At 62.6% G+C, this 23,164-nt stretch carries 33 protein-coding genes; all 33 read left to right on the top strand.

Annotation, left to right across the window (positions count from 1 at the left end):
• Positions 1-60 precede the first annotated feature (60 nt).
• The 33 genes from ACFSM0_RS01590 to ACFSM0_RS01430 all read left to right on the top strand — a co-directional run bounded on the left by ACFSM0_RS01590 (position 61) and on the right by ACFSM0_RS01430 (position 23,118).
• Entirely contained in the window at positions 61-972 is a 912-nt protein-coding gene (locus ACFSM0_RS01590) for a class I SAM-dependent methyltransferase (protein ID WP_377386135.1), read from the top strand.
• A gap of 147 nt (positions 973-1,119) precedes the next feature.
• Positions 1,120-1,803, top strand: a complete 684-nt coding sequence (locus ACFSM0_RS01585) for a BUD32 family EKC/KEOPS complex subunit (protein ID WP_377386132.1) — start codon at positions 1,120-1,122, stop codon at positions 1,801-1,803.
• A gap of 173 nt (positions 1,804-1,976) precedes the next feature.
• On the top strand, positions 1,977-2,177 hold the full coding sequence (gene rpmC / locus ACFSM0_RS01580; protein ID WP_097068634.1) for a 50S ribosomal protein L29: 201 nt from the start codon (positions 1,977-1,979) through the stop codon (positions 2,175-2,177).
• 11 nt (positions 2,178-2,188) lie between these two features.
• The gene (gene rpsQ, locus ACFSM0_RS01575; protein ID WP_097068633.1) at positions 2,189-2,422 is read left to right on the top strand and encodes a 30S ribosomal protein S17; all 234 of its coding nucleotides are present in this window, start codon (positions 2,189-2,191) and stop codon (positions 2,420-2,422) included.
• Between the two features lie 86 nt (positions 2,423-2,508).
• Complete coding sequence (rplN, locus tag ACFSM0_RS01570) at positions 2,509-2,877, top strand: 50S ribosomal protein L14 (protein WP_013066055.1); 369 nt, start codon at positions 2,509-2,511, stop codon at positions 2,875-2,877.
• Entirely contained in the window at positions 2,877-3,182 is a 306-nt protein-coding gene (gene rplX, locus ACFSM0_RS01565) for a 50S ribosomal protein L24 (protein WP_377386125.1), read from the top strand. Before rplN ends, rplX begins: the two co-directional genes overlap by 1 nt.
• The gene (gene rplE, locus ACFSM0_RS01560) at positions 3,182-3,739 is read left to right on the top strand and encodes a 50S ribosomal protein L5 (protein ID WP_377386122.1); all 558 of its coding nucleotides are present in this window, start codon (positions 3,182-3,184) and stop codon (positions 3,737-3,739) included. The genes rplX and rplE overlap by 1 nt, the downstream gene beginning before the upstream one ends.
• A 15-nt stretch (positions 3,740-3,754) precedes the next feature.
• Positions 3,755-4,060: a 30S ribosomal protein S14 gene (gene rpsN, locus ACFSM0_RS01555; RefSeq protein ID WP_377386119.1), complete on the top strand. Its 306-nt coding sequence runs from the start codon at positions 3,755-3,757 to the stop codon at positions 4,058-4,060.
• Positions 4,061-4,072: 12 nt separating this feature from the next.
• Positions 4,073-4,471: a 30S ribosomal protein S8 gene (gene rpsH, locus ACFSM0_RS01550; RefSeq protein ID WP_097068629.1), complete on the top strand. Its 399-nt coding sequence runs from the start codon at positions 4,073-4,075 to the stop codon at positions 4,469-4,471.
• A 10-nt stretch (positions 4,472-4,481) separates the two neighbouring features.
• Entirely contained in the window at positions 4,482-5,015 is a 534-nt protein-coding gene (gene rplF / locus ACFSM0_RS01545; RefSeq protein ID WP_377386115.1) for a 50S ribosomal protein L6, read from the top strand.
• 11 nt (positions 5,016-5,026) lie between these two features.
• Positions 5,027-5,386, top strand: coding sequence for a 50S ribosomal protein L18 (gene rplR / locus ACFSM0_RS01540; RefSeq protein WP_097068627.1), 360 nt, complete (start codon positions 5,027-5,029; stop codon positions 5,384-5,386).
• A gap of 113 nt (positions 5,387-5,499) precedes the next feature.
• Complete coding sequence (gene rpsE / locus ACFSM0_RS01535; RefSeq protein WP_097068626.1) at positions 5,500-6,060, top strand: 30S ribosomal protein S5; 561 nt, start codon at positions 5,500-5,502, stop codon at positions 6,058-6,060.
• Positions 6,061-6,071: 11 nt separating this feature from the next.
• Positions 6,072-6,263: a 50S ribosomal protein L30 gene (gene rpmD / locus ACFSM0_RS01530; RefSeq protein WP_377386110.1), complete on the top strand. Its 192-nt coding sequence runs from the start codon at positions 6,072-6,074 to the stop codon at positions 6,261-6,263.
• Between the two features lie 98 nt (positions 6,264-6,361).
• A complete protein-coding gene (locus tag ACFSM0_RS01525; RefSeq protein ID WP_377386107.1) occupies positions 6,362-6,694 on the top strand; it encodes a ribonuclease E inhibitor RraB in 333 nt (110 codons plus the stop codon).
• Between the two features lie 6 nt (positions 6,695-6,700).
• Positions 6,701-7,315: a hypothetical protein gene (locus ACFSM0_RS01520; protein ID WP_377386105.1), complete on the top strand. Its 615-nt coding sequence runs from the start codon at positions 6,701-6,703 to the stop codon at positions 7,313-7,315.
• Between the two features lie 123 nt (positions 7,316-7,438).
• Entirely contained in the window at positions 7,439-7,906 is a 468-nt protein-coding gene (rplO, locus tag ACFSM0_RS01515; RefSeq protein WP_377386102.1) for a 50S ribosomal protein L15, read from the top strand.
• 103 nt (positions 7,907-8,009) lie between these two features.
• Positions 8,010-9,374 (top strand): preprotein translocase subunit SecY, encoded by a 1,365-nt coding sequence (gene secY / locus ACFSM0_RS01510; RefSeq protein WP_377386099.1) that lies wholly within the window; start codon positions 8,010-8,012, stop codon positions 9,372-9,374.
• A gap of 12 nt (positions 9,375-9,386) precedes the next feature.
• Positions 9,387-10,040, top strand: a complete 654-nt coding sequence (locus ACFSM0_RS01505) for an adenylate kinase (protein WP_377386096.1) — start codon at positions 9,387-9,389, stop codon at positions 10,038-10,040.
• A 179-nt stretch (positions 10,041-10,219) separates the two neighbouring features.
• Positions 10,220-10,588, top strand: coding sequence for a 30S ribosomal protein S13 (rpsM, locus tag ACFSM0_RS01500; protein ID WP_377386093.1), 369 nt, complete (start codon positions 10,220-10,222; stop codon positions 10,586-10,588).
• Positions 10,589-10,601: 13 nt separating this feature from the next.
• On the top strand, positions 10,602-10,991 hold the full coding sequence (rpsK, locus tag ACFSM0_RS01495; RefSeq protein WP_013066070.1) for a 30S ribosomal protein S11: 390 nt from the start codon (positions 10,602-10,604) through the stop codon (positions 10,989-10,991).
• 118 nt (positions 10,992-11,109) lie between these two features.
• Positions 11,110-12,126: a DNA-directed RNA polymerase subunit alpha gene (locus ACFSM0_RS01490; RefSeq protein WP_377386088.1), complete on the top strand. Its 1,017-nt coding sequence runs from the start codon at positions 11,110-11,112 to the stop codon at positions 12,124-12,126.
• A gap of 139 nt (positions 12,127-12,265) precedes the next feature.
• Positions 12,266-12,685, top strand: coding sequence for a 50S ribosomal protein L17 (gene rplQ / locus ACFSM0_RS01485; RefSeq protein ID WP_377386085.1), 420 nt, complete (start codon positions 12,266-12,268; stop codon positions 12,683-12,685).
• A gap of 190 nt (positions 12,686-12,875) precedes the next feature.
• Complete coding sequence (locus tag ACFSM0_RS01480; protein WP_377386082.1) at positions 12,876-13,487, top strand: autoinducer binding domain-containing protein; 612 nt, start codon at positions 12,876-12,878, stop codon at positions 13,485-13,487.
• A 50-nt stretch (positions 13,488-13,537) separates the two neighbouring features.
• Positions 13,538-14,128, top strand: coding sequence for an acyl-homoserine-lactone synthase (locus tag ACFSM0_RS01475; RefSeq protein ID WP_377386079.1), 591 nt, complete (start codon positions 13,538-13,540; stop codon positions 14,126-14,128).
• 105 nt (positions 14,129-14,233) lie between these two features.
• Positions 14,234-15,541 carry a replication-associated recombination protein A gene (locus ACFSM0_RS01470; RefSeq protein ID WP_377386075.1) on the top strand — a complete coding sequence of 436 codons (1,308 nt, stop codon included), beginning with the start codon at positions 14,234-14,236 and terminating at the stop codon, positions 15,539-15,541.
• A 31-nt stretch (positions 15,542-15,572) separates the two neighbouring features.
• Entirely contained in the window at positions 15,573-15,950 is a 378-nt protein-coding gene (gene crcB / locus ACFSM0_RS01465) for a fluoride efflux transporter CrcB (RefSeq protein ID WP_377386073.1), read from the top strand.
• The gene (locus ACFSM0_RS01460; protein ID WP_377386070.1) at positions 15,947-17,011 is read left to right on the top strand and encodes an RluA family pseudouridine synthase; all 1,065 of its coding nucleotides are present in this window, start codon (positions 15,947-15,949) and stop codon (positions 17,009-17,011) included. Before crcB ends, ACFSM0_RS01460 begins: the two co-directional genes overlap by 4 nt.
• A complete protein-coding gene (locus tag ACFSM0_RS01455; RefSeq protein ID WP_377386067.1) occupies positions 17,011-17,667 on the top strand; it encodes an HAD-IA family hydrolase in 657 nt (218 codons plus the stop codon). Before ACFSM0_RS01460 ends, ACFSM0_RS01455 begins: the two co-directional genes overlap by 1 nt.
• Positions 17,664-18,377: an ATP12 family chaperone protein gene (locus tag ACFSM0_RS01450; RefSeq protein ID WP_377386064.1), complete on the top strand. Its 714-nt coding sequence runs from the start codon at positions 17,664-17,666 to the stop codon at positions 18,375-18,377. The genes ACFSM0_RS01455 and ACFSM0_RS01450 overlap by 4 nt, the downstream gene beginning before the upstream one ends.
• 219 nt (positions 18,378-18,596) lie before the next feature.
• Positions 18,597-19,613 (top strand): amino acid ABC transporter substrate-binding protein, encoded by a 1,017-nt coding sequence (locus tag ACFSM0_RS01445; RefSeq protein WP_377386061.1) that lies wholly within the window; start codon positions 18,597-18,599, stop codon positions 19,611-19,613.
• A gap of 122 nt (positions 19,614-19,735) precedes the next feature.
• Positions 19,736-21,016, top strand: a complete 1,281-nt coding sequence (locus ACFSM0_RS01440; protein ID WP_377386058.1) for an amino acid ABC transporter permease — start codon at positions 19,736-19,738, stop codon at positions 21,014-21,016.
• A gap of 1 nt (position 21,017) precedes the next feature.
• Entirely contained in the window at positions 21,018-22,322 is a 1,305-nt protein-coding gene (locus tag ACFSM0_RS01435) for an amino acid ABC transporter permease (protein WP_377386055.1), read from the top strand.
• A 10-nt stretch (positions 22,323-22,332) separates the two neighbouring features.
• Positions 22,333-23,118, top strand: a complete 786-nt coding sequence (locus ACFSM0_RS01430; protein WP_377386051.1) for an amino acid ABC transporter ATP-binding protein — start codon at positions 22,333-22,335, stop codon at positions 23,116-23,118.
• The last annotated feature ends 46 nt before the right edge of the window (positions 23,119-23,164 follow it).

Genomic DNA, 23,164 nt, shown 5'->3' with positions numbered 1-23,164 from the left:
AGGTTATGGCCTGACCGCTGCGGTCGTGCCGCAGCCGCGGGAAATCAGGAGGCCATTCATATGCGTGCCAGCCATGCCGAACTTATTGAACGCGAACAGAGATTTCCTGCCGGGCATCGGCTTGGCTATCCGGGCTATGCCGAGGAGATGCGCAAGCTATGCGCCGAGTTCGAGGCCGATTTCGGCCCCGATCCGCTCAGCGTGAACCGGGTGATTGCCGCTTTTGGCGCGCTCCCGCCAGAGGCGTTCTCGGAGCCCTATCGGCTTGATGCAGAAGCGCTTGAGCGCGTCAGCCATACGGTGCAGCGCAAATACGTCGTGCGGTTCAAGAACATCCGCCGCTCCTGGGCGCGCCTGCTCGAACATATGCCCGAGTTGATGGTGGAGGGTGGCCCGCCGCGCGACGTGCTGGAAATGTCGAGCGCGCATGGGGCAACGCTCGAAGTGTTGCGCCACTTTGGCCATCGCGCCGTTGGTAATGATTATGCCAATTTTCTCGGCTGGCGGGACGGCCCCGACAGCCGGTTCCGCGATGTCAATGGCGCGGAGTTGAGCGACACGGTGGATAACCATCACCTCAATTCCGGCGATGGCCCCGTGACGGATTGGCCTTACAAGCCCTTCATCGAGAGCCAGGGGCTCGATGTGCGGCTCTTCGATGCGGGGCATGTGCCCTATCCGTTTGCGGACAAGAGCTTCGACTCAGTGCTGTGCTTTGATGCGATCGACCACTATTGCCACCCGAAGGACTGGATGACGATCATCGGTGAGTTCACCCGTCTGGCGCGGCAATCGGTGCTCGTGATCCTCAACCCGGTGCAGCAGCACCTGCTCACCGATGAGAGTTACATGGAGCCCTTCCGGGCGTTTCAAAGCGAGATGCGCAGCTATCGCGCGAACGGGTTTTCATGCATTCATGCCGGGCTTCAGCGCAACCGGTTGACGGTGTTCAAGCTCATGCATCTGGGGTGAATGCGGCCAGATCTTGGTAAAAATCCGAGTATTCCCTGAGCCCTGCGCAGGGCGCATGGCGGAAATGACACATTTATGACGCCTCAGCGATTGAGCCCGCGCGCTCAATTCGGCATGTTCGCCCCTCGTTTGAAGAAAGAGGGTCGCGTGGCTACTGGGCGTATCGAGAGGACCGTTGTTGCGGGTCAGCCGGGCTGGCGCAAGCGTGTCGAAAACGTGGGGCTGCGGCTCCGCCTTCAGAAAGGCGACCCGCGTCGGCTGTTCGAGGCGGAGCGGCAGGCCTATCTGAGCCTTCAGGGCAAGCATCTGCCGTTTCCGCGCGTTCTGGCGTCGAGCCCGGGAGAATTCGTGGTTGCCGATGCCGGGCCGAGCGTGAAGTCGATTCTCCAGCGCGAAGGAGCCTATTCGGTGCGGGGGCAGGCGGCGCTTGTGGCCGCGGCCGAAGCGCTCGCGCGGTTGCACCGGGCGGGCTACAGCCACGGCCGGCCCAGCCTGCGCGACATTTGCTATCAGGACGGCACGATCACCTTCATTGATCTGGAGAAATACAGCCCCCGTCACAATACGGTTTCCGGTCATGCGTGGGACGTGCTGATTTTCTTTTTCGACATCTGCATCCTCACCGGCCAGATTGATGCCGCAGTGCTCGCAGCGCGCGATGCCTATTGCGCTGTCGACAATCAGGGCGTCTGGGAGACGGCGCGGCGCCGCATGCGGCGCATGTGCCCGATCTGGCTTGCGCTGCGCCCGCTCACCTGGCGCTGGCTCACCGATCACCGCGATTTTCGCGCCATTGTGCCGTTTTGCGCGCTGTTTCTCAAACAGGTCTGAACCCGGATTCAACGCTTGCCCCCGGGGGGGAATTCCTGTAGGCAGCGGCATCCGGCGACCGACCCCTGTGGGATTCGGGCGCGGAAGACATAACCCACCAGACTCAGGGTCACCCCAAGCGTGCGATCGCGCACCCAAGCGGGGCCCTCTGGTGCCAGTAGAGGACCAATGGGATGAACGCCCAAGAACTCAAGGCGAAGACGCCTGACGAGCTTCGTGATGCGCTTGTTGCGCTGAAGAAAGAAGCCTTCAACCTCCGCTTCCAAGCGGCGACCAACCAGCTGGAAAACACCGCCCGCATGCGCGCCGTCCGCCGTGACGTTGCCCGCGTGAAAACGGTGCTGACCCAAAAAGCTGCTGAAGCTGCGAAGTAAGGAGACTTTCGATGCCCAAACGTATCCTCCAAGGCGTCGTGACCTCGGACAAGAACGATCAGACCGTGACCGTTCTCGTGGAGCGCCGCTTCAAGCACCCGCTGCTGCAAAAAACGGTGCGGAAATCGAAGAAATATCGTGCGCATGACGCGCAAAACACTTTCAAGACCGGCGACGTTGTCCGCATCGAGGAATGCGCGCCGATCTCGAAAACGAAGCGCTGGCAGGTCGTCGTCGAGGCCTGATTTTCAGGCCCGGCGATGGACGACAGTCCATCGAAACCCTGGGACGGCTGCCTGCATAGACGTTCCCAAAGGTCGGGAGTAACCCAATGATCCAGATGCAGACCAATCTGGATGTCGCTGACAACTCCGGCGCGCGCCGAGTTCAGTGCATCAAGGTTCTGGGCGGTTCGCACCGCCGTTACGCATCCGTGGGCGACATCATCGTGGTGTCGGTCAAGGAAGCGATTCCGAAAGGCCGCGTGAAAAAGGGCGACGTGCGTAAAGCCGTTGTCGTGCGCACCGCCAAGGAAGTCCGTCGCGAAGATGGCACCGCCATCCGCTTCGACCGCAACGCCGCCGTCATCCTGAACAACCAGGGCGAACCGGTCGGCACCCGTATCTTCGGGCCGGTCGTTCGTGAGCTGCGCGCGAAGAACTTCATGAAGATCATCTCGCTTGCGCCGGAGGTGCTGTGATGGCTGCAAAACTCCGCAAGGGCGACAAGGTCGTCGTGCTCACCGGCAAGGACAAGGGCAAGCAAGGTGAAATCACCTCCGTTTCGCCCAAGGACAACAAGGCCGTGGTCGAGGGTGTGAACGTGGCGATCCGTCACCAGCGCCAGACCGCGTCGTCGCAAGGCGGCCGCGTCGCCAAGGCGATGCCGATCGACCTGTCGAACCTCGCGCTCGTCGATGCGAACGGCAAGGCCACCCGCGTCGGCTTCCGCGTCGAAGGCGACAAGAAGGTCCGTTACGCCAAGACCACCGGGGAGGCGATCTGATGCTCGACCAAGCCAGCTACACCCCGCGTCTGAAAACGCTCTACGTGTCGACCATCCGCGCTGCGATGAAAGAGCAGTTCGGCTACAAGAACGACATGCAGATCCCGAAGCTCGAGAAAATCGTTCTCAACATGGGCGTCGGCGAAGCCGTCAAAGACACCAAGAAAGTCAAGCAAGCCGCTGACGAGCTTTCGCTCATCGCCGGTCAGAAGGCTGTCATCACCAAGGCCAAGAAGTCGATCGCCGGCTTCCGCGTCCGTGAAGAGATGCCGCTTGGCTGCAAGGTCACCCTCCGCGGCGACCGCATGTACGAATTCCTCGATCGCCTGACCAACATCGCCCTGCCGCGCGTGCGCGACTTCCGCGGTGTGAAGCCCAGCTTCGATGGCCGTGGCAACTTTGCGATGGGTCTCAAGGAACATATCGTGTTCCCGGAGATCGACTTCGACAAAGTCGACGAGGTTCTCGGCATGGACATCATCATCTGCACCTCGACCACGGTCGATGCAGAAGCGAAGGCGCTGTTGAAAGCTTTCAACATGCCTTTCAACGCCTGATCGCGGAGAGAATTTATGGCCAAGAAATCCATGGTTGAGCGCGAAGTGAAGCGCGCCAAGCTGGTGAAGAAATACGCCAGCAAACGCGCCTCGCTGAAAGCGACGATCGAAGACCAGACCCTGCCGATGGAAGATCGCTTCAAAGCGACCCTGAAACTGGCGGAACTGCCCCGCAACTCGTCGGCCGTGCGTCTGCACAACCGTTGCCAGCTCACCGGTCGTCCCCATGCTTACTACCGTAAGCTCAAACTCTCGCGGATCATGCTGCGTGACCTGGCCTCTTTCGGCCAGATCCCCGGCATGGTGAAATCGAGCTGGTAAGGAGGTCAGGGAATGTCCGTGAACGATCCCCTCGGCGATATGCTGACCCGCATCCGCAACGCGCAGATGCGCGGCAAGTCCACCGTCCGCACCCCGGCTTCGAAGCTTCGCGCCTGGGTTCTCGACGTGCTCGCGGCGGAAGGCTACATCCGTGGCTATGAGAAAACGACCTCGGCGGCCGGCATGCCGGAACTCGAGATCTCGCTGAAGTACTTCGAAGGCACCCCGGTGATCCGCGAAATCGCGCGCGTCTCCAAGCCGGGCCGCCGGGTTTATGCTTCGGTCAAAGACATCCCCTCGGTCCGTCAGGGCCTGGGTGTGTCGATCGTCTCCACGCCGAAAGGCGTCATGACGGACGCGGCCGCACGCACTGCCAACGTTGGCGGTGAAGTGCTCTGCACCGTGTTCTAAGGAGGGCCCGATGTCTCGTATTGGTAAGAAACCGGTCGAAATGCCCAACGGCGTCAGCGCGACGCTCTCGGGCCAGACCATCGAAGTGAAAGGGCCGAAAGGCACCCGCAGCTTCACCGCCACCGACGACGTGACGATCGCGATGGACGGTTCCGCCGTCACCGTGACGCCGCGCGGCACCTCCAAGCGCGCCCGTCAGCAGTGGGGCATGACCCGCTCGATGATCGAAAACCTCGCCATCGGCGTCTCCACCGGCTTCAAGAAAGAGCTCGAAATCCAAGGTGTGGGTTACCGCGCCGCGGTGCAGGGCAATATCCTGAAGCTCTCGCTCGGCTATTCGCACGAGGTCAATTTCGAAGTTCCCGCCGGTGTGACCGTCGTGTGCCCGAAACAGACCGAGATCACCGTGGAAGGCATCGACCAGCAACAGGTCGGGCAAGTCGCGGCGAACATCCGTGAGTGGCGCCGCCCCGAGCCCTACAAGGGCAAAGGGATCCGCTACAAGGGCGAGTTCATCTTCCGCAAGGAAGGCAAGAAGAAGTAAGGGGCTGAGAAATGGCGAACAACAAACGAGAGCTGTTCCTCAAACGCCGCCTGCGCGTTCGGAACAAAATCAAGGCGATGGCCAATGGCCGCGCCCGTCTGTCGGTGCATCGCTCGTCGAAGAACATCAGCGTTCAGCTGATCGACGACGTCAACGGCGTGACCATCGCTTCGGCCTCGACGCTCGAAAAAGAATTCGGCGTCGTTGGCAAGAACAACGTCGAAGCCGCGACCAAAATCGGTGCGGCGATCGCCGAACGGGCCAAGAAAGCCGGTGTGGAAGAGTGCTTCTTCGACCGTGGCGGCTTCCTGTTCCACGGCAAGATCAAGGCGCTTGCCGATGCGGCCCGCGAAGGCGGTCTGAAGTTCTGATGCAGTGGGGGGCGTTCGCGCCCTCCCGATGATCCGGGGGCCGTGCCTGGCGCGGCCCACCAGGATTGGACCCAACGGGTGTGCTTTCACGCCCTTCACGAAAGGAATGCCTGATGGCAGAACGTGAAAACCGCCGGGAGCGTCGCGCCGAGCGCGAAGAGACCCCGGAATTCGCCGATCGTCTGGTTGCGATCAACCGCGTGTCGAAAACCGTGAAGGGCGGCAAACGCTTTGGTTTTGCCGCGCTCGTCGTGGTTGGTGACCAACGTGGCCGCGTCGGCTTCGGCAAGGGCAAGGCCAAGGAAGTGCCGGAAGCGATCCGCAAGGCGACCGAGCAGGCGAAACGCTCGCTCGTGCGCGTGCCGCTGAAAGATGGCCGCACGCTGCACCACGACATCGAGGGCCGTCACGGCGCCGGTAAAGTGGTCATGCGCACCGCCCCGGCCGGGACCGGGATCATCGCCGGCGGCCCGATGCGCGCCGTCTTCGAGATGCTCGGCGTGCAGGACGTTGTTGCGAAGTCGATCGGCTCGCAAAACCCCTACAACATGATCCGCGCGACCCTCGACGGTCTGAAGCTGGAAGCCTCGCCGCGCACCGTTGCCGCCCGTCGCGGCAAGAAGGTCGCCGACATCCTGCCGAAATCCGACGCTGAAGCGCCGGCCGAAGCCTGAGGAGAGTGAAGATGGCGAACAAAACCATCGTCGTGCAACAGGTGGCCTCGGCCGCCCGCCGCCCGGCCATCCAGACCGCGACCCTCAAGGGCCTCGGGCTGAACAAGATCCGCCGCACCCGTGAGCTGGAAGACACTCCGGCCGTGCGCGGCATGGTCAGCAAGATCGCGCATCTTGTGAAGATCATCGAAGAACGCGGCTGAGCCCGGTCTTTTGGAAAAGGGAAACGCCCCGGCTTGGTCCGGGGCGTTTTTCGTTGGATACTGCGTTGTATATTGCGCGAACGCCATGGGAGGCCGCGATGGACCTGAAACAGCAAAAAGCCGAGACCGAACAGATTTTCCGCGAGATCGCGTCGATGGAGGATCTGCCCGCGCGCGCGGTGATCGCCTTCCAGTTCGTGCCCGAGGATCGCGCGGCCGATTGGGACACCTTCACCGAGGCGCTGGAGGCGCAGGGCTATGCGGTCGAGTGGTATGAGGCCGAGGATGACGAGGACGAAGACTGCTTTGAAGTGACCACGCCCGAGGTGGCGCTGAACGTGGAGACGCTCTGGGCCGAAGAGGAAAAGCTGACGCTTCTCGCCGCCGTGCACGGGTTCGCCGCTGACGGTTGGGGGTTCATGGGGGCGTGAAAGTTGTTGGCAGACCCTACGAAAGTTTGGGCTGATTTCCTCAATCCGAACGTATTGAAACGCAGAATATTGCAGGCCGGTATCTACCTTGCGGCTTTTGAATTACTAAAGGATGCCGTTATTGTGCACCCTCGCGAGTTCTTTGCGAGCGACTGCGTCGCGGGTAGAGGGTGGATGGAGAGCCCTTCATACAGAGAGAATGTACTTTCCCGGCATCCGAAGGAAAATCCGCTGCGCGCAAGCTGGGCGTGGCTCTTGGATATTGGAGCGGTCGACGAGACTGACACTCAAGTGCTTCGGGAATTGACCGATGCACGAAACGATTTTGCTCATGAACTACATTCGATTGCTTCGGGTGGTAAGATCCCTGATTTTGAGGCGCTATTCTCGAAACTTCGCGAACTTCTGGGCAAGATTGAACGTTGGTGGCTCGTTAACGTTGAGCTTGAAACCGATCCAGAGTTTATCGGACAGGCGATCGACCCGAATGTCATCGTATCCGGGCGTATGGTTTATTTGAACGCCATGTATAGCACTGCGCTCGGCGAAGAAGACGCGGCATGGCGCTTCTATAACGAGTTCGTGGCCTCGCAAGGTGATAGTGCGCGTTCCAGTGCTTGACCACACCGCCTCCGCGCGTCTATACGCCCCCGGTGGCCTCTCTCGGGGCCCAGAATCAACAAGAAACGCCGTGTGTGCTCCGGTTTCGCTTCCGGGGGCATTGTCCGGCAAAGGAGAAGCGACATGAAACTGAACGAACTGCGCGACAACGCCGGCGCGGCGAAAAAAGCCAAACGCGTCGCCCGCGGCCCCGGCTCGGGCAAGGGCAAGACCGCCGGCCGTGGTATCAAAGGCCAAAAATCGCGCTCGGGCGTGGCTCTGAACGGCTATGAAGGCGGCCAGATGCCGCTCTACCGGCGCCTGCCGAAGCGCGGCTTCACCAAGCCGAACCGGAAATCCTTCGCCGTTGTGAACCTCGGCCTGATCGAGAAATTCATCGGCCTTGGCAAGCTCGACGCCTCGGTCGAGATCACCGAAGATGCGCTCGTTGCCGCGGGTCTGACCTCGCGCAAGCTCGACGGCATCCGCGTGCTCGCCAAGGGCGAAATCACCACCAAGGTCACGCTCACCGTGTCCGGCGCCTCGAAAGCGGCCGTTGAAGCCGTCGAGAAAGCCGGTGGCAAGCTGAGCGTTGCTGCTGCGGCCGAATAATCGGTTGTGGGCGGGGGCAACCCCGCTTACATAGGCAACAGTTTTCCAGGCGCCGCCGACCGGAGAACGGTCGCGCGGCGCCTTACGCATGAAAGAGACGGGTATGGCATCTGCTGCAGAGCAAATGGCGGCGAACCTGAGCTGGAGCGCCCTGGGCAAGGCGACCGAGCTCCGCGCGCGCATCTTTTACACCATCGGGCTGCTGATCATCTACCGCCTCGGCACCTATATTCCGGTGCCCGGTATCGACGCGGACGCGCTGCGCGAGTTCATGGAGCGCGCGGCCTCCGGCATCGGCGGCATGCTCTCGATGTTCACCGGTGGTGCGCTTGGCCGGATGGGGATCTTTGCCCTCGGCATCATGCCCTATATCTCGGCCTCGATCATCGTGCAGCTTCTCGCGGCGCTTGTGCCCGCGCTGGAGCAGATGAAGAAGGAAGGCGAACAGGGCCGCAAGAAGATCAACCAGATCACCCGCTACTCAACGGTGGCGCTGGCGAGCTTCCAGGCCTGGGGCCTCGCGGTCAGCCTGCAAAACGGCGGGCTTGCGCATACGCCGGGGCTGTTCTTCATCGCCTCGGTGCTTGTCACGCTGGTGGGCGGCACGATGTTCCTGATGTGGCTCGGCGAGCAGATCACCGCGCGCGGCATCGGCAACGGCATCTCGCTGATCATCTTTGTCGGCATTGTCGCCGAGATCCCGCGCGCGCTTGCGGGCTTTCTTGAGCAGGGCCGTGTCGGCGCCATTTCCACCCCGGTGATCATCGGCGTGATGGTGATGGTGATCCTCGTGATCGGCTTTGTGGTGTTCATGGAACGCGCGCTGCGCAAGCTTCATATCCAGTATCCGCGCCGTCAGGTTGGCATGAAGATCTATGACGGCGGCTCCTCGCACCTGCCGATCAAGGTGAACCCGGCGGGCGTGATCCCGGCGATTTTCGCCTCTTCGCTGCTGCTGCTGCCGACCACGATCTCGACCTTCTCGGGCCAGAACACCGGGCCGGTCATGTCGACGATTCTCGCCTATTTCGGCCCCGGCCAGCCGCTGTATCTTGCCTTCTACGCGGCGATGATCGTGTTCTTCGCGTATTTCTACACCGCCAACGTCGCGTTCAAATCCGACGAGGTGGCGGAGAACCTGAAGAACCAGGGCGGCTTCATTCCGGGCATCCGCCCCGGCAAGAAGACCGAGGATTATCTCGATTACGTCGTCGCGCGGGTGCTGGTGATCGGCTCCGCTTATCTGACCGCGGTTTGCCTGCTGCCCTCGATCCTGCAGACACAGCTTTCGCTGCCGTTCTACTTTGGCGGCACCTCGGTGCTGATCGTTGTCTCGGTGACGATGGACACGATCAACCAGATCCAGTCGCATCTTCTCGCGCATCAATACGAGGGGCTGATCGAGCGTTCGCAATTGCGCGGCAAACGCTCGAAGTCGGGGACCAGAAAAGCGCCGACGCGGCGCTGAGGGAGGGAAGGAATGTCCAATATCATCCTGTTGGGACCGCCCGGCGCAGGCAAGGGGACGCAGGCGCGCAAGCTCGTTGAGGGGCGCGGCATGGTCCAGCTCTCCACCGGCGACATGCTGCGCGAGGCGAAAACCTCGGGCACCGAGATGGGCAAGCGCGTTGCCGAGGTGATGGACCGCGGCGAGCTTGTGACCGACGAGATCGTGATCGGCCTGATCGAAGAGAAGCTGGTCGCCGGCGGCGGCTCGGGGTTCATCTTTGATGGCTTTCCGCGCACGCTGCCGCAGGCGGATGCGCTTGGGCGCCTGCTCGCACGGATGGGGCAAAAACTCGACGCGGTGATCGAGATGCGCGTCGATGACGCCGCGCTCGTGCGCCGCATCACCGGGCGCTTCACCTGCGGGCAATGCGGCGAGGTCTATCATGACGAGACCAAGCCGACGCAAGTGGAGGGCACTTGCGATGTGTGCGGTAGCCATGACCTGAAGCGGCGTGCCGACGACAATGAAGACAGCCTGAAGACCCGGCTGATGGAATATTACAAGAAGACCTCGCCGCTGATCGGCTATTACTATCATGCCGGGGACCTCTTCACGATTGACGGCCTTGCCGAGATCGATGCCGTGGCCGCCGCCATCGCCGGGATTCTCGATCAGCAGCATTGAGCCGTTTGGCGCTTGACCTGTTGGGAAATTCCCTCTAGGTCACGGCGTCTCGCAAGAGAATCGCCCGAGTCTCCGGGGTTTTGGAGATTCGGGCGTCAAGCCGTTCGGGAAACACTTCCCGGACAAGTTGTGAAAAAAGGTTCTGGCGCTACGGAACCGCAACGAAAGGAAAGCACGCTTTGGCACGTATTGCTGGCGTCAACATTCCGACCGGGAAACGCGTCCCGATCGCTCTTCAATACATCCACGGGATCGGCCCGATGTTCGCGAAACAAATCGTGGACGCCGTTGGCATTGACGAAGCCCGCCGGGTGAACGATCTGACCGACGCCGAAGTGCTCGCCATCCGCGAATACATCGACGCGAACTTCACCGTCGAGGGCGACCTGCGCCGTGAAGTTTCGATGAACATCAAGCGTCTGATGGACCTTGGTTGCTACCGTGGCCTGCGTCACCGCAAGAACCTTCCGGTTCGCGGTCAGCGCACGCACACGAACGCCCGCACCCGCAAGGGCCCGGCGAAACCGATCGCCGGCAAGAAGAAATAAGGGAGGGTAGCAGATGGCTCGTGATAAAACCCGCGTCAAACGCAAGGAACGCAAGAACATCGCCGCTGGCGTTGTTCACGTGAACTCCTCGTTCAACAACACCAAGATCCTGATTTCCGACGTGCAGGGCAACGCGATCTCGTGGTCGTCCTCGGGCACGATGGGCTTCAAGGGCTCGCGTAAATCGACCCCCTATGCCGCGCAGATGGCCGCCGAAGACGCCGCCCGCAAGGCGCAGGAACACGGCCTCAAAACCGTGGACGTCGAAGTGCAGGGCCCCGGTTCGGGCCGTGAATCGGCGCTGCGCGCGCTGGCCGCGGTTGGCCTCAACATCACCTCGATCCGGGATGTGACGCCGATTGCCCACAACGGCTGCCGTCCGCCCAAGCGCCGCCGCGTCTGATTTGGTACATTAAGCCGGGCCGTGCGGACGACCTCCGCACGGCCCGGTTCGGTTCGTTTTTTCCTCGGGCGTTCCGGATTAGGGACATGGGTCCGGAACAAGAATGGAGGCAGAGCGCATGATCCACAAGAATTGGGCCGAACTGATCAAGCCGACGCAGCTTGACGTCAAGCCGGGCAACGACCCCCAACGGCAAGCCACCGTGGTCGCCGAACCGCTTGAGCGCGGTTTTGGTCTCACGCTGGGCAACGCGCTGCGCCGCGTGCTGATGAGCTCGCTTCAGGGAGCGGCCATCACCTCGGTGCAAATCGACAACGTGCTGCACGAGTTCTCCTCGGTCGCGGGCGTGCGGGAAGATGTCACCGACATCATCCTCAACCTCAAAGGCATCGCGCTGAAGATGGATGTCGAAGGGCCGAAACGGCTCTCGATCTCGGCGAAGGGGCCGGGCGTCGTCACTGGCGGCGATATTTCGGAATCGAATGGCATCGAGGTCCTGAACAAGGATCACGTGATCTGCCACCTCGATGACGGCGCCGACGTGTTCATGGAACTGACGGTCAACACCGGCAAGGGCTATGTCGCGGCGGACAAGAACCGCCCGGAAGATGCGCCGATCGGGCTGATCCCGATCGATGCGATCTATTCGCCGGTGAAAAAGGTCGCCTACGAAGTCCAGCCCACCCGCGAGGGGCAGGTGCTCGACTATGACAAGCTGACGATGAAGATCGAGACCGATGGCTCGCTCACGCCGGAAGACGCGGTGGCCTATGCCGCGCGCATCCTGCAAGATCAGCTGTCGATCTTCGTGAACTTCGAAGAACCCGAATCGGCCTCCAAGCAAGACGCCGACGACGGGCTCGAGTTCAACCCGCTGCTGCTCAAGAAAGTCGACGAGCTCGAACTTTCGGTGCGCTCGGCGAACTGCCTGAAGAACGACAACATCGTCTACATCGGCGATCTGATCCAGAAGACCGAAGCCGAGATGCTCCGCACCCCGAACTTCGGCCGCAAATCGCTCAACGAGATCAAGGAAGTGCTTTCGGGCATGGGCCTGCACCTCGGGATGGAAGTCGAGGACTGGCCGCCGGAGAACATCGAAGATCTCGCCAAGCGGTTCGAAGATCAGTTCTGATTGACAGATCCGGGGGGCGGGCCTACGCGCCCCCCCACCAATGCCCGGTATGCCGGGGAACCCTGGGCACATGCCCCAACGACGACCCCTGCTACGCACGGGGGCCAACACAAAGCAAAACGCGACTTAGGAGACAATCATGCGTCACGCTCGCGGCTACCGCCGTCTGAACCGCACCCAGGAACACCGCAAGGCGCTGTTCGCCAACATGTGCGGCTCGCTCATCGAACACGAACAGATCAAGACCACCCTGCCGAAGGCAAAGGAACTGCGTCCGATCTTCGAAAAGCTCATCACGCTGGCCAAGCGTGGCGATCTGCACGCCCGCCGTCAGGCCGCGGCGATGCTGAAACAAGACAAGGACGTGGCGAAGCTCTTCGAAGTGCTCGGCCCGCGCTACAAGGACCGCAACGGTGGCTACACCCGCGTTCTGAAAGCCGGTTTCCGCTATGGCGACATGGCGCCGATGGCCTTCATCGAACTCGTCGACCGTGACCTCGCCGCCAAGGGCGCCGCCGACAAGGCCCGCCTTGAGGCCTTCGAGGCCGCCGAAGACTGAGCCAAGGCGCGCCAAAGAACAAAAACCCGCCTTCTGGCGGGTTTTTTTATGCCTGCGCGGCGGGGGGCCGTCTCTGTGCTTGCGCAATAAGTGGTGCCTCACGGCCACGGTGGCGCAAGATACGGACAGAGTTTTAAAATTTCACGCAAAAGCGTATTGAATTTTCTCCAATGCACCTGTCTAAAAAGACATGTCTATTCATGCCGAGATCAACAAGACCCTGCGCGAGCTGACCCGTCTGGTGCCGGACGGGTATTTTGTTGGTCTGCACATCCGGTTTGCGGCACCGATCATGCAGTTCCAGACCTATCCCGAGGCCTGGAGTGATCACTATACCCGGCAGGCCTATGCCCTGCGTGACCCGACAATCGCCTGGGGTTTCTCCGAAGAGGGCGCCTGTCGCTGGAGCGCATTTCCGCTGCCTGATCCATTCAATATTCTGGGCGAAGCCCGCCGGTTCGGGCTGAATTACGGGGTGACGCTCTCTTGCGGTCCGATCGCCTCGCGCACCATTGCCTCTTTCACTTCGCGAGAACGCGAATTCCGGGATGACGAGATCGAAACGATCTCGCAACTGGTCCGCCGGCTGCACGACATCACGCAGCCGCCGGAGGGCCTGACAAAGGCTCAAATCGAGGCCCTGCGGTGCATTGCCGCCGGGGATCGACATGCTGCTGCTGCTGCGAAGCTTGGCATCACGCAGTCTGCGTTCAAGGCACGTCTGCTATCGGCGCGAGAGCGGTTGATGGCGCGCACGACTGCCGAAGCTATCCAGAGAGCGAAGGAGTATCGGCTGCTTTAAGGTCCCCTGCGGCGGTTCCCCCCGGGCCATATTTAACCCCGGAGAAACCGATGCAGATCACCACTCTTTCCTTTGCCAACATGCACAACCATGGCGAGCTTTTTGCGAACCTGTTTCGCGCAAGACGGCAAAGCTTCATCGTCCAGAAAAACTGGGACCTGCCCGAAGAGATGGGCATGGAGTTTGACCAGTATGACACACCGCAAAGCCGCTGGATCGCCATTCACGATCTGGGTCGCGTGCTGGCGGGGATGCGGCTGACGCCGACAACGGCGCGTTGCGGCATCTACAGCTACATGATTCGCGACGCCCAGAACGGCATTCTGGGTGGCTCGATTCCGCAGGACCTGCTTTACGGCGAGGCCCCGAGTGATGCCCATACCTGGGAAAGCTCGCGGGTGTTCGTGTCGCATGACATCCCGCAAAGCCTGCGGCGCAAAGTGCATTTCGGCCTGGTCGAAGCGATGACCGGGGCGGCGCGGGAACTGGGCGCGACCCGGCTCGTGGCGCTGACCGCGGCAAGCTGGCCGCGCTGGTATGGGCGGTGCGGGCTTGATGCGGAGGCGATCGGGCGCAGCATGTTCATCGACGATGGCGATTACCAGTGCGTCTCGATCGACCTCAGCGGCAAGATGCACTGAGCGACCTGTGACGAGTGTTTACAACGAGTGCCCCTTTCAGCTGCTGGCGGCCCCGCGCGTTTCACCCTTCCGCCTCGGGACGGCGGCGGATAGGGTGGGGCCGCCATGTCTGACCTCTTTGATACGCCTGCCCCTGCCGGGGCCGAAGCGCCCCGGCCCTTGGCGGATCGGATCCGCCCGCGTCACCTCTCCGAGGTGATCGGGCAGCGCCATGTGCTGGGACCAGAGGGCCCGCTGGGAGCGATGCTCGCCGCGGGGTCTCTTGGTTCTGTAATCTTCTGGGGGCCGCCCGGCGTTGGTAAAACGACGATCGCGCGGCTCCTGGCGCATGAGACTGACCGCGCCTTCGTGCAGATCTCTGCAATCTTTTCGGGGGTGCCGGAGCTGCGCAAGGTGTTCGAGGCGGCAAAGCTGCGCGCCTCTCAAGGCAAGGGCACGCTGCTTTTTGTCGATGAGATCCACCGCTTCAACAAGGCCCAGCAAGACAGTTTCCTGCCGCATATGGAGGATGGCACGATCCTGCTTGTCGGCGCCACCACCGAGAACCCGAGTTTTGAGCTTAATGCCGCGCTGCTTTCGCGCGCGCAGGTGATCATTCTTGAGCGGCTCAGCCTTGCAGACCTTGAGCGGCTCGCGCAGCGCGCCGAGCAGGCGCTTGGCCGCGCGCTCCCCCTCAAGGCGCCCGCGCGCGAGGCGCTTTTGGAAATGGCCGATGGTGACGGGCGTGCCGCGCTCAACCTGATCGAGCAGGTGATGGCCTGGAAGGTGCAGGCGCCGCTTGATACCGAGGCGCTTTCCAGCCGGCTGATGCGGCGCGCGGCAAAATACGACAAATCCGGCGAGGAGCATTACAACCTCATCTCCGCGCTGCATAAATCCGTCCGCGGCTCAGACCCGGATGCGGCGGTCTACTGGCTTGGGCGGATGCTTGAAGGCGGAGAGGACCCGCGCTTCATCGCCCGCCGCCTCACCCGGATGGCGATCGAGGATATCGGCCTTGCCGATCCGCAGGCGCAGACGATCTGCCTGCATGCCTGGGAGGTTTACGAGCGGCTCGGCCACCCGGAGGGTGAGCTCGCGATTGCGCAGGCCGCGATCTACCTTGCCCTTGCGCCAAAATCGAACGCGGCCTGCATGGCTTACGTTGCCGCGCGCGAGGCCGCGCGCAAGACCGGCTCCACCCCGCCGCCGCGCCATATCATCAACGCGCCGACGAAGCTGATGGCAGAGCAGGGCTTTGGCGCGGGTTATCAGTATGACCATGATGCCGAGGATGCGTTTTCCGGGCAGAACTACTTTCCCGAAGGGATGCGCCGGCCGGTGTTTTATGCGCCCGTCGAGCGCGGGTTCGAGCGCGAGCTGAAAAAGCGCGTGGAATGGTTTGCCAAGCTGCGCGAGAAGCGCGGCAGTTGACAATCCGGCCCAAGAGGGCAAAGGACATCGCATGATCCAGACCCTCCTCATCGTTGCGCTTGGCGGGGCGCTTGGCGCCTCGGCCCGCTATCTTGTCAATGTGCTCCTGCCGCGGCTGCTTGGGCACGGCTTTCCCTATGCCACGATGACCGTGAACATCCTCGGTTCCTTCCTGATGGGGGCGATGGTGGTCGTGCTGGCGCAAAAGGGCGGCACGCGGCTCGCGCCTTTCCTGATGACAGGCGTGCTGGGCGGGTTCACCACCTTCTCGGCCTTTTCGCTTGATGCGGCGAAGCTTTATGAGGCGGGCGAGGGGCTGGCGGCGGCGGGCTATGTGATTGGCTCTGTCGTCATTGCCTTGGCGGCGCTGTTCGCCGGGATGGCTTTCGCGCGAGGGTTCTTTGTATGAGTGCGGTGCAACTGATCAAGGTGAGCGAAGACGAGGGCGAGAGCCGTCTCGACCGCTGGCTGAAGAAGCGCTTTCCGAGCCTGACACAGGGCGCGGTGGAAAAGATGTGCCGCACCGGGCAGGTGCGGGTCGATGGCGGGCGGGCAAAAGCCTCGGACCGGATCGGCCCCGGGATGGAAGTGCGGGTGCCGCCCTTGCCCGAGGCCGGGGCCGAGGCGCCGGTGCGCCGCGCAGAGGAGCGGCGCGAGAAGATCACCATCTCGCCTGCCGACGAGAAGATGATCCAAGCGGCAGTGCTTTGGAAAGACGAGCATATCATTGCGCTCAACAAGCCGCCGGGGCTGCCGAGCCAGGGCGGCTCGGGGCAGGGGGACCGTCATGTTGACGGCCTCCTCGACGCGCTGAAATTCGGCTACAAGGACCGGCCGAAGATGGTGCACCGGCTCGACAAAGACACGTCGGGCGTGCTGCTGATTGCCCGCACCGACCGGATTGCGCGCGCGCTTTCCGAGGCGTTCAGGCTCAAGACCACGCGCAAGATCTACTGGGCTGCGGTGGCGGGGGTGCCCTCGCCCAAGATGGGCACGATCCGCTACGGGCTGATGAAGGCGCCGGGCCATGGCCGCGGCGGCGAGGGCGAAAAGATGATCTGCATCCCGCCCGCGAAGATGGCGCAAAACCCCGATGCCAAGCGCGCCACCACCGATTTCGCGGTGATCGAGGCGCTTGGCGCGCGGGTCAGCTGGGTGGGGCTCGTGCCGATCACCGGGCGCACGCACCAGCTTCGGGCGCATATGGCCGAACTTGGCCACCCGATCATCGGGGATGGCAAATATGGGGGCTCCGGGCAGGAGAACCTGGGCGACGGCTGGGGCGCGCAGCTTGGCGGCGAGATCTCGCGCAAGCTGCATCTGCATGCGCGCACCATCGCCTTTGATCACCCGATCACCAAAAAACGCATCACGCTCACCGCGCCTTTGCCCGACCACATGAAGCGCACCTGGAAAACGCTGGGCTGGATCGAGGGCGAGGCGCCGCTCGACCCGTTCGAGGACGCGTGATGAAACTTGCGCTTTTCGATGTCGATGGCACGCTCAGCGACAGCCAGGCCCATATTCTTGCTGCGATGACACAGGCTTTCACGGCGCAGGGGCTGGCGGTGCCCGCCACGGCGGAAGTGCTGGCCATTGTCGGGCTTTCCCTGCCGATCGCCGTGGCCCGGCTTGCGCCTGCGCACGATGGGGCCACGCAGGCCGCGCTGGTGGAGGCCTACAAGCAGAGCTATTTCACCGGCCGCGCCGCCTCTCCCGCGCCGCTCTATCCGGGGGCAAAGGACTGCTGCCTGCGACTCGCGGCGCGCGAAGACATGCTTTTGGGCATGGCCACGGGCAAATCGCGGCGCGGCGTTGAGGCGCTGATCGCCCATCACGGGCTTGAGGGGCTTTTCGTCACCCGGCAGGTGGCGGATGACAACCCCTCGAAGCCGCATCCGGGCATGGTGCGCGCCGCGCTTGCCGAGGCGGGCGTGGAGCCCCACGATGCGGTGATGATCGGCGACACCACCTATGACATCGAGATGGGCCTTGCCGCCGGTGTGGCTGTGCTGGGCGTGAGCTGGGGCTATCATCCGGTGGCGGATCTGCGCGCCGCCGGGGCGGAGCGGATCGTGGAAACCTTCGAAGAGCTGGAAATGGCGGTTCTGGAGATTCTGGCATGAGCGGCTGGACGGCAAAACGGTTCTGGACGGATGCGAAGGCGGAGCCTGTCTCGGGCGGATATACGGTTTTGCTCGATGCCCGGGCGGTGAAAACGCCGGCAAAACGCGCGCTTGTCGTGCCGACGCGCGCGATGGCCGAGGCGATGGCCGCCGAATGGCAGGCGCAGGGCGAAAAGATCGAGCCCGCGACGATGCCGGTGACGCGTTCGGCCAATGCCGCGCTCGACAAGGTGGCGACTCAGATGGCCGAAGTGGCCGAACTGATCGCCGCTTATGGCGAGACCGACCTTTTGTGCTATCGCGCCGAGCGCCCGGCGGATTTGATCGCGCTTCAGGCCGAGGGCTGGGACCACTGGCTCGACTGGGCCGAGGCCCGGCACGGGGCCCGGCTCTCGATCACGCAGGGCGTGGTGCCGATCTTGCAGCCGGCGCATGCGCTCGTGGCCCTCGCCCGCCGCGTAGAGGCCTACGATATCTGGGAACTGGCGGCGTTGCACGACCTTGTGGGCCTCACCGGCTCGCTGGTGCTGGGGCTCGCGGTGGCCGACGGGGCGCTGACGGCGGCGGAAGCCTGGGATGTGTCGCGCATCGACGAAGCCTATCAGATCGCACAATGGGGCGCCGACGAAGAGGCGGAGGAGCTTGCCGCGCTCAAAAAGCAGGCGCTCCTTCATGCGGAGCGATTCTGGATGCTGCGCCATAGCGCCTGATTTTGGCTGAACCGCCCGGTTTTCTTCCGCAAAGTGCGCGCTATCCGTGCAGTTGCTCAATCAGCGGGCGACTGCCTTGGAGAAATCCTCCATGACGGCTTGACCATTCGGTCCGCATTCGCTCAAACTCCCCCCTGCTGGGGCATGCCCCAACGACACGTCAGACCCGTGAAGGGCACTCTCACCGCCGCTCGGGCGGCAACTCAGGAAGAGGTAAACATGAAAAAATCCGTATTCTTCGGTTCGCTGGTGATGGCGGGCCTCGTGGCCGGCGTCGCCGGGGCGTCGACCCTGGACGAGGTCAAGGCCCGTGGCGAACTGATTTGCGGCGTGAACCCGGGGCTGACCGGCTTCGCCGCTCCGGATGCGAACGGCAACTATCAAGGCTTCGACGTGGCCGTGTGTAAAGCCGTTGCCGCCGCCGTGCTCGGCGACCCGATGAAAGTCAAATATGTCCCGCTCACCGGCGAGACCCGTTTCACCGCGCTGGCCTCGGGCGAAGTTGACGTGCTCTCGCGCAACTCCACCTGGACCTTCTCGCGCGACACCGAGCTGGCGCTCGATTTCGTCGCCGTGAACTACTATGACGGCCAGGGCTTCATGGTGCACAAGGAACTCGGCGTTTCTTCCGCCAAGGAACTCGATGGCGCCACGATCTGCGTGCAGACCGGCACCACCACCGAGATGAACCTCGCCGACTACTTCAAGGCGAACAACATGAGCTACACGCCGGTGAACATCGCCAACGACGCCGAGGGGCAGCAGCGCTTCCTCGCCGGCGCTTGCGACAGCTACACCACCGACGCCTCGGGCCTCGCCGCCTCGCGCGCCACGATGCCGAACGCCGATGACATCGTCATCCTGCCCGAAATCATCTCGAAAGAGCCGCTCGGGCCGGCCGTGCGCCATGGCGACAACAACTGGGGCGACATCGTGCGCTGGAGCTTCTACGCGCTCGTGGAAGCCGAAGAGTATGGCGTGACCAAGGCGAACCTCGAAGAAGTGGCCGCCTCGACCCAGAACCCGGAAATCCGCCGTCTGCTCGGGCTTGAGGGCGACATGGGCGCCAAGATCGGCCTCGACAACGATTTCGCCAAGCGCGCGATCCTTGCCGTCGGCAACTACGGCGAAGTGTTTGAAGCCAACATCGGCGCGAGCACCTCGATCGGTCTGGCGCGCGGCCTGAACGCGCAATGGACCCAAGGCGGGCTGATGTACGCTCCGCCGTTCCGCTAAGATCTCTGTGCGGCCGGGTGCACCACCCGGCCGCATTCTCTTTTTCGACAAGCGGGATCGCCGGGGCATCGCCCCAAATCAGTTGGCGCAAAGCCACATGGCGGCCCGGACAGGGGAAAAGCATGACACTCGCGAGTGATCCGCCGAAAGATGGCTTTCGGCTCTCGATGCTCATTTACGACACGCGGTTCCGCTCCGTCACGATCCAGGTGATCGTGCTGTTGCTGTTCCTTGCGGGTCTGTTCTGGCTTCTCAACAACGCCTATGTGAACCTCGAGGCCAAGGGGAAGGACTTCAACTTCTCCTTCCTGTGGACCCGCGCGGGCTATGACATCGCCCAGACGCTGATCCCCTACACCAACGACAACACGCATATGCGCGCGATGGTCGAGGGGCTTTTGAACACGCTCCTCGTCTCGGTGCTGGGCTGTATCTGCGCCACCATTCTGGGCGTTTTCGTCGGCGTGCTGCGCCTGTCGAACAACTGGCTCGTGGCGCGGATCATGACAGTCTTTGTCGAGACCTTCCGCAACATTCCGCTGCTGCTGTGGATCCTGTTGATGGGCACGATCCTGTCGGAAACCACCCCAAGCCCGCGCGATTTCCGCTTTACCGAGGCGATGCAGGCCGCGGGCGAGACGCCCAAGGCCTCGATGTGGCTCTTCGACACGATTGCCGTGACAAACCGCGGCACCAGTGTTGCCGCGCCGCTCTTTTCCAATTCGCTGGGCGAGGTTGTGCTGCCCGGCGATATTCCGGTGAGCCTCAACGCGCTGGCGCTGATCCTGATCCTCGCGGCCTCTTTCTGGGCCTGGCGGCGGCTGATGGAGCGCGCAAAAGCAGTGCAGGAAGCCACCGGCATCCGCCCCACAACATGGTGGCAAACGCCGCTCATCCTGCTTGGTCCGGTCGTCGTGGTCGCGTTTGCACTCGGCTTCCACCTCGATTACCCGCGCGTCACCCGCTTTGATTTCGAAGGCGGGTTCCAGATGCTGCATTCCTTCACCGCGCTGCTGATCGCGCTCACGATCTACACCTCGGCCTTCATCGCCGAGATTGTGCGCGCGGGCATCCTGGCCATCTCCAAGGGCCAGACCGAGGCCGCCTATGCGCTTGGCCTGCGCCCGGGGCGCACGATGAGCCTTGTGATCCTGCCGCAGGCGTTGCGCGTGATCGTGCCGCCGCTGATCTCGCAATATCTCAACCTGACAAAGAACTCCTCGCTCGCCATCGCGGTGAGCTACATGGATCTGCGCGGCACGCTGGGCGGCATCACGCTCAACCAGACGGGGCGCGAGCTTGAGTGCATGCTCCTGATGATGCTGATCTATCTGACGATCAGCCTGGTGATCTCGTCGGTGATGAACATCTACAACAAGTCGATCCGGCTGAAGGAGCGTTGAGATGACCGAGACCGCCTTCGTCCGAAACGACATGCTGCCGCCCGCGCCGCCCCCGGTGAGCCAGACCGGCGCGATCAAATGGCTGCGCGAGAACCTGTTCTCGGGGCCGCTCAACACGGTGCTGACGCTCTGCGGCCTCGGCTTTGCGATCTGGCTTGTTCAGGCCGCGGCGCCCTGGCTGCTGCATTCGGTCTGGAACGCCAATTCCCTCACCGAATGCCGCGCCATCATTGCCGAGAACTGGGGGCCAGAGGCCACCGGCGCCTGCTGGGCGATCATTCGGGGGCGCTGGCACCAGTTCCTGTTCGGCTTTTATCCGATGGATCAGTACTGGCGCATCTATGTGACCTTTGCCGCGCTGTTCGTGGCTTTTGCGCCGGTGCTTTTTGCCTCTTTGCCGCGCAAGATGCTGTGGCTGTCGCTGCTCTATCCGCTGGTTGCCTATTGGCTGCTCTGGGGCGGGCCAATCTGGGGGCCGGTCTTCACGCTTGCGGGCTTCGTGCTCTGGGCCGGCGTTTTCCTCGTGCTCTCGGTCCGGCTTGGCGTCGTGATGGCGGCCGGCATCGGGCTCGTTGCGGCGGCGGTGTTCTGGATCTACGCCGTTGGCCCCCTCGAAGGGGCGATGCAATCGGTGATCCCGATTGCCCTGCCCGATGTGGACAGCGACCAGTTTGGCGGCTTCCTGCTTGCCGTGGTGATCGGGGTGACGGCCATCGTCGTCTCGCTGCCGCTCGGCATCCTGCTCGCGCTCGGGCGGCAGTCGGACATGCTGATCATCAAATCGCTTTCGGTGGGCTTCATCGAGTTCATCCGCGGCGTGCCGCTGATCACGCTGCTGTTCACCGCCTCGCTGCTTTTGCAATACTTCCTGCCGGCGGGGACCACGTTCGACCTGATCTTGCGGGTGGTGATTCTCGTCACCTTCTTCGCGGCGGCCTATATCGCCGAGGTGATCCGGGGCGGGCTCGCGGCGCTGCCGCGCGGGCAATACGAGGCGGCCGATGCGCTTGGCCTCGATTACTGGCAAGCGCAGCGGCTGATCATCATGCCACAGGCGCTGAAGATCTCCATTCCCGGCATCGTCTCGACCTTCATCGGCATGTTCAAAGATACCACGCTCGTGGCCTTTGTGGGCCTGATGGACCCGCTTGTGGGCATTTCGAACGCGGTGCGCGCCGACATGGCCTGGAAGGGCATCTACTGGGAGCCCTATATCTTCGTTGCCGTGATCTTCTTCATCTTCAACTTCAGCATGTCGCGTTACTCGATGTATCTCGAGCGCAAGCTGAAGCGTGACCACCGTTAAGGAGGGGCCCATGTCGGAGCCGAACACCCAATCCGCCCGCGCGCAGATGCAGATCAGCGACGAGATCGCGATCCAGATCACCGCGATGAACAAATGGTATGGCCAGTTCCATGTGTTGCGTGACATCAACCTGACGGTGAACCGCGGCGAGCGGATCGTCATCGCCGGGCCTTCGGGCTCGGGCAAATCGACGATGATCCGCTGCATCAACCGGCTCGAAGAGCATCAATCCGGGCAGATCATCGTTGATGGTATCGAGCTGACCTCGGATTTGAAGAACATCGACAAGGTGCGCTCGGAAGTGGGGATGGTGTTTCAGCACTTCAACCTCTTTCCGCATCTGACGATTTTGGAAAACCTCACGCTCGCACCGATCTGGGTGCGCAAGGTGCCCAAGCGCGAGGCCGAGGAAACGGCGATGTATTTCCTCGAAAAGGTGAAGATCCCGGAGCAGGCGCACAAATACCCCGGCCAGCTTTCAGGCGGGCAGCAGCAGCGCGTGGCGATTGCGCGCTCGCTGTGCATGAAGCCGCGGATCATGCTTTTTGACGAGCCGACCTCGGCGCTTGACCCCGAGATGATCAAGGAAGTGCTCGATACGATGATCGAGCTCGCCGAAGAGGGCATGACGATGCTCTGCGTCACCCATGAGATGGGCTTTGCGCAGGCGGTGGCGAACCGGGTGATTTTCATGGCCGATGGTCAGATCGTCGAGCAGAACAACCCGCATGACTTCTTCAACAACCCGCAATCGGAGCGGACCAAGCAGTTCCTGAGCCAGATCCTCGGGCATTGAGACTTGGGGGGGGCCTGTGGGGGCGCTGCCCCGCCGAGGCAAAGCC

This window comes from Rhodobacter lacus (genome assembly GCF_042683065.1).
Taxonomy (GTDB): Bacteria; Pseudomonadota; Alphaproteobacteria; order Rhodobacterales; family Rhodobacteraceae; genus Rhodobacter; species Rhodobacter lacus.
This window is presented reverse-complemented; position numbering and strand designations above follow the sequence as displayed.

Bases quoted from the DNA above. Each gene is read 5' to 3' on its own strand.
- ACFSM0_RS01590 (WP_377386135.1), top strand. From the start codon at position 61: ATGCGTGCCAGCCATGCCGAACTTATTGAACGCGAACAGAGATTTCCT.
- rpmC (WP_097068634.1), top strand. From the start codon at position 1,977: ATGAACGCCCAAGAACTCAAGGCGAAGACGCCTGACGAGCTTCGTGAT.
- rpsQ (WP_097068633.1), top strand. From the start codon at position 2,189: ATGCCCAAACGTATCCTCCAAGGCGTCGTGACCTCGGACAAGAACGAT.
- rplN (WP_013066055.1), top strand. From the start codon at position 2,509: ATGATCCAGATGCAGACCAATCTGGATGTCGCTGACAACTCCGGCGCG.
- rplX (WP_377386125.1), top strand. From the start codon at position 2,877: ATGGCTGCAAAACTCCGCAAGGGCGACAAGGTCGTCGTGCTCACCGGC.
- rplE (WP_377386122.1), top strand. From the start codon at position 3,182: ATGCTCGACCAAGCCAGCTACACCCCGCGTCTGAAAACGCTCTACGTG.
- rpsN (WP_377386119.1), top strand. From the start codon at position 3,755: ATGGCCAAGAAATCCATGGTTGAGCGCGAAGTGAAGCGCGCCAAGCTG.
- rpsH (WP_097068629.1), top strand. From the start codon at position 4,073: ATGTCCGTGAACGATCCCCTCGGCGATATGCTGACCCGCATCCGCAAC.
- rplF (WP_377386115.1), top strand. From the start codon at position 4,482: ATGTCTCGTATTGGTAAGAAACCGGTCGAAATGCCCAACGGCGTCAGC.
- rplR (WP_097068627.1), top strand. From the start codon at position 5,027: ATGGCGAACAACAAACGAGAGCTGTTCCTCAAACGCCGCCTGCGCGTT.
- rpsE (WP_097068626.1), top strand. From the start codon at position 5,500: ATGGCAGAACGTGAAAACCGCCGGGAGCGTCGCGCCGAGCGCGAAGAG.
- rpmD (WP_377386110.1), top strand. From the start codon at position 6,072: ATGGCGAACAAAACCATCGTCGTGCAACAGGTGGCCTCGGCCGCCCGC.
- ACFSM0_RS01525 (WP_377386107.1), top strand. From the start codon at position 6,362: ATGGACCTGAAACAGCAAAAAGCCGAGACCGAACAGATTTTCCGCGAG.
- rplO (WP_377386102.1), top strand. From the start codon at position 7,439: ATGAAACTGAACGAACTGCGCGACAACGCCGGCGCGGCGAAAAAAGCC.
- secY (WP_377386099.1), top strand. From the start codon at position 8,010: ATGGCATCTGCTGCAGAGCAAATGGCGGCGAACCTGAGCTGGAGCGCC.
- ACFSM0_RS01505 (WP_377386096.1), top strand. From the start codon at position 9,387: ATGTCCAATATCATCCTGTTGGGACCGCCCGGCGCAGGCAAGGGGACG.
- rpsK (WP_013066070.1), top strand. From the start codon at position 10,602: ATGGCTCGTGATAAAACCCGCGTCAAACGCAAGGAACGCAAGAACATC.
- ACFSM0_RS01490 (WP_377386088.1), top strand. From the start codon at position 11,110: ATGATCCACAAGAATTGGGCCGAACTGATCAAGCCGACGCAGCTTGAC.
- rplQ (WP_377386085.1), top strand. From the start codon at position 12,266: ATGCGTCACGCTCGCGGCTACCGCCGTCTGAACCGCACCCAGGAACAC.
- ACFSM0_RS01480 (WP_377386082.1), top strand. From the start codon at position 12,876: ATGTCTATTCATGCCGAGATCAACAAGACCCTGCGCGAGCTGACCCGT.
- ACFSM0_RS01475 (WP_377386079.1), top strand. From the start codon at position 13,538: ATGCAGATCACCACTCTTTCCTTTGCCAACATGCACAACCATGGCGAG.
- ACFSM0_RS01470 (WP_377386075.1), top strand. From the start codon at position 14,234: ATGTCTGACCTCTTTGATACGCCTGCCCCTGCCGGGGCCGAAGCGCCC.
- crcB (WP_377386073.1), top strand. From the start codon at position 15,573: ATGATCCAGACCCTCCTCATCGTTGCGCTTGGCGGGGCGCTTGGCGCC.
- ACFSM0_RS01460 (WP_377386070.1), top strand. From the start codon at position 15,947: ATGAGTGCGGTGCAACTGATCAAGGTGAGCGAAGACGAGGGCGAGAGC.
- ACFSM0_RS01455 (WP_377386067.1), top strand. From the start codon at position 17,011: ATGAAACTTGCGCTTTTCGATGTCGATGGCACGCTCAGCGACAGCCAG.
- ACFSM0_RS01450 (WP_377386064.1), top strand. From the start codon at position 17,664: ATGAGCGGCTGGACGGCAAAACGGTTCTGGACGGATGCGAAGGCGGAG.
- ACFSM0_RS01445 (WP_377386061.1), top strand. From the start codon at position 18,597: ATGAAAAAATCCGTATTCTTCGGTTCGCTGGTGATGGCGGGCCTCGTG.
- ACFSM0_RS01440 (WP_377386058.1), top strand. From the start codon at position 19,736: ATGACACTCGCGAGTGATCCGCCGAAAGATGGCTTTCGGCTCTCGATG.
- ACFSM0_RS01435 (WP_377386055.1), top strand. From the start codon at position 21,018: ATGACCGAGACCGCCTTCGTCCGAAACGACATGCTGCCGCCCGCGCCG.
- ACFSM0_RS01430 (WP_377386051.1), top strand. From the start codon at position 22,333: ATGTCGGAGCCGAACACCCAATCCGCCCGCGCGCAGATGCAGATCAGC.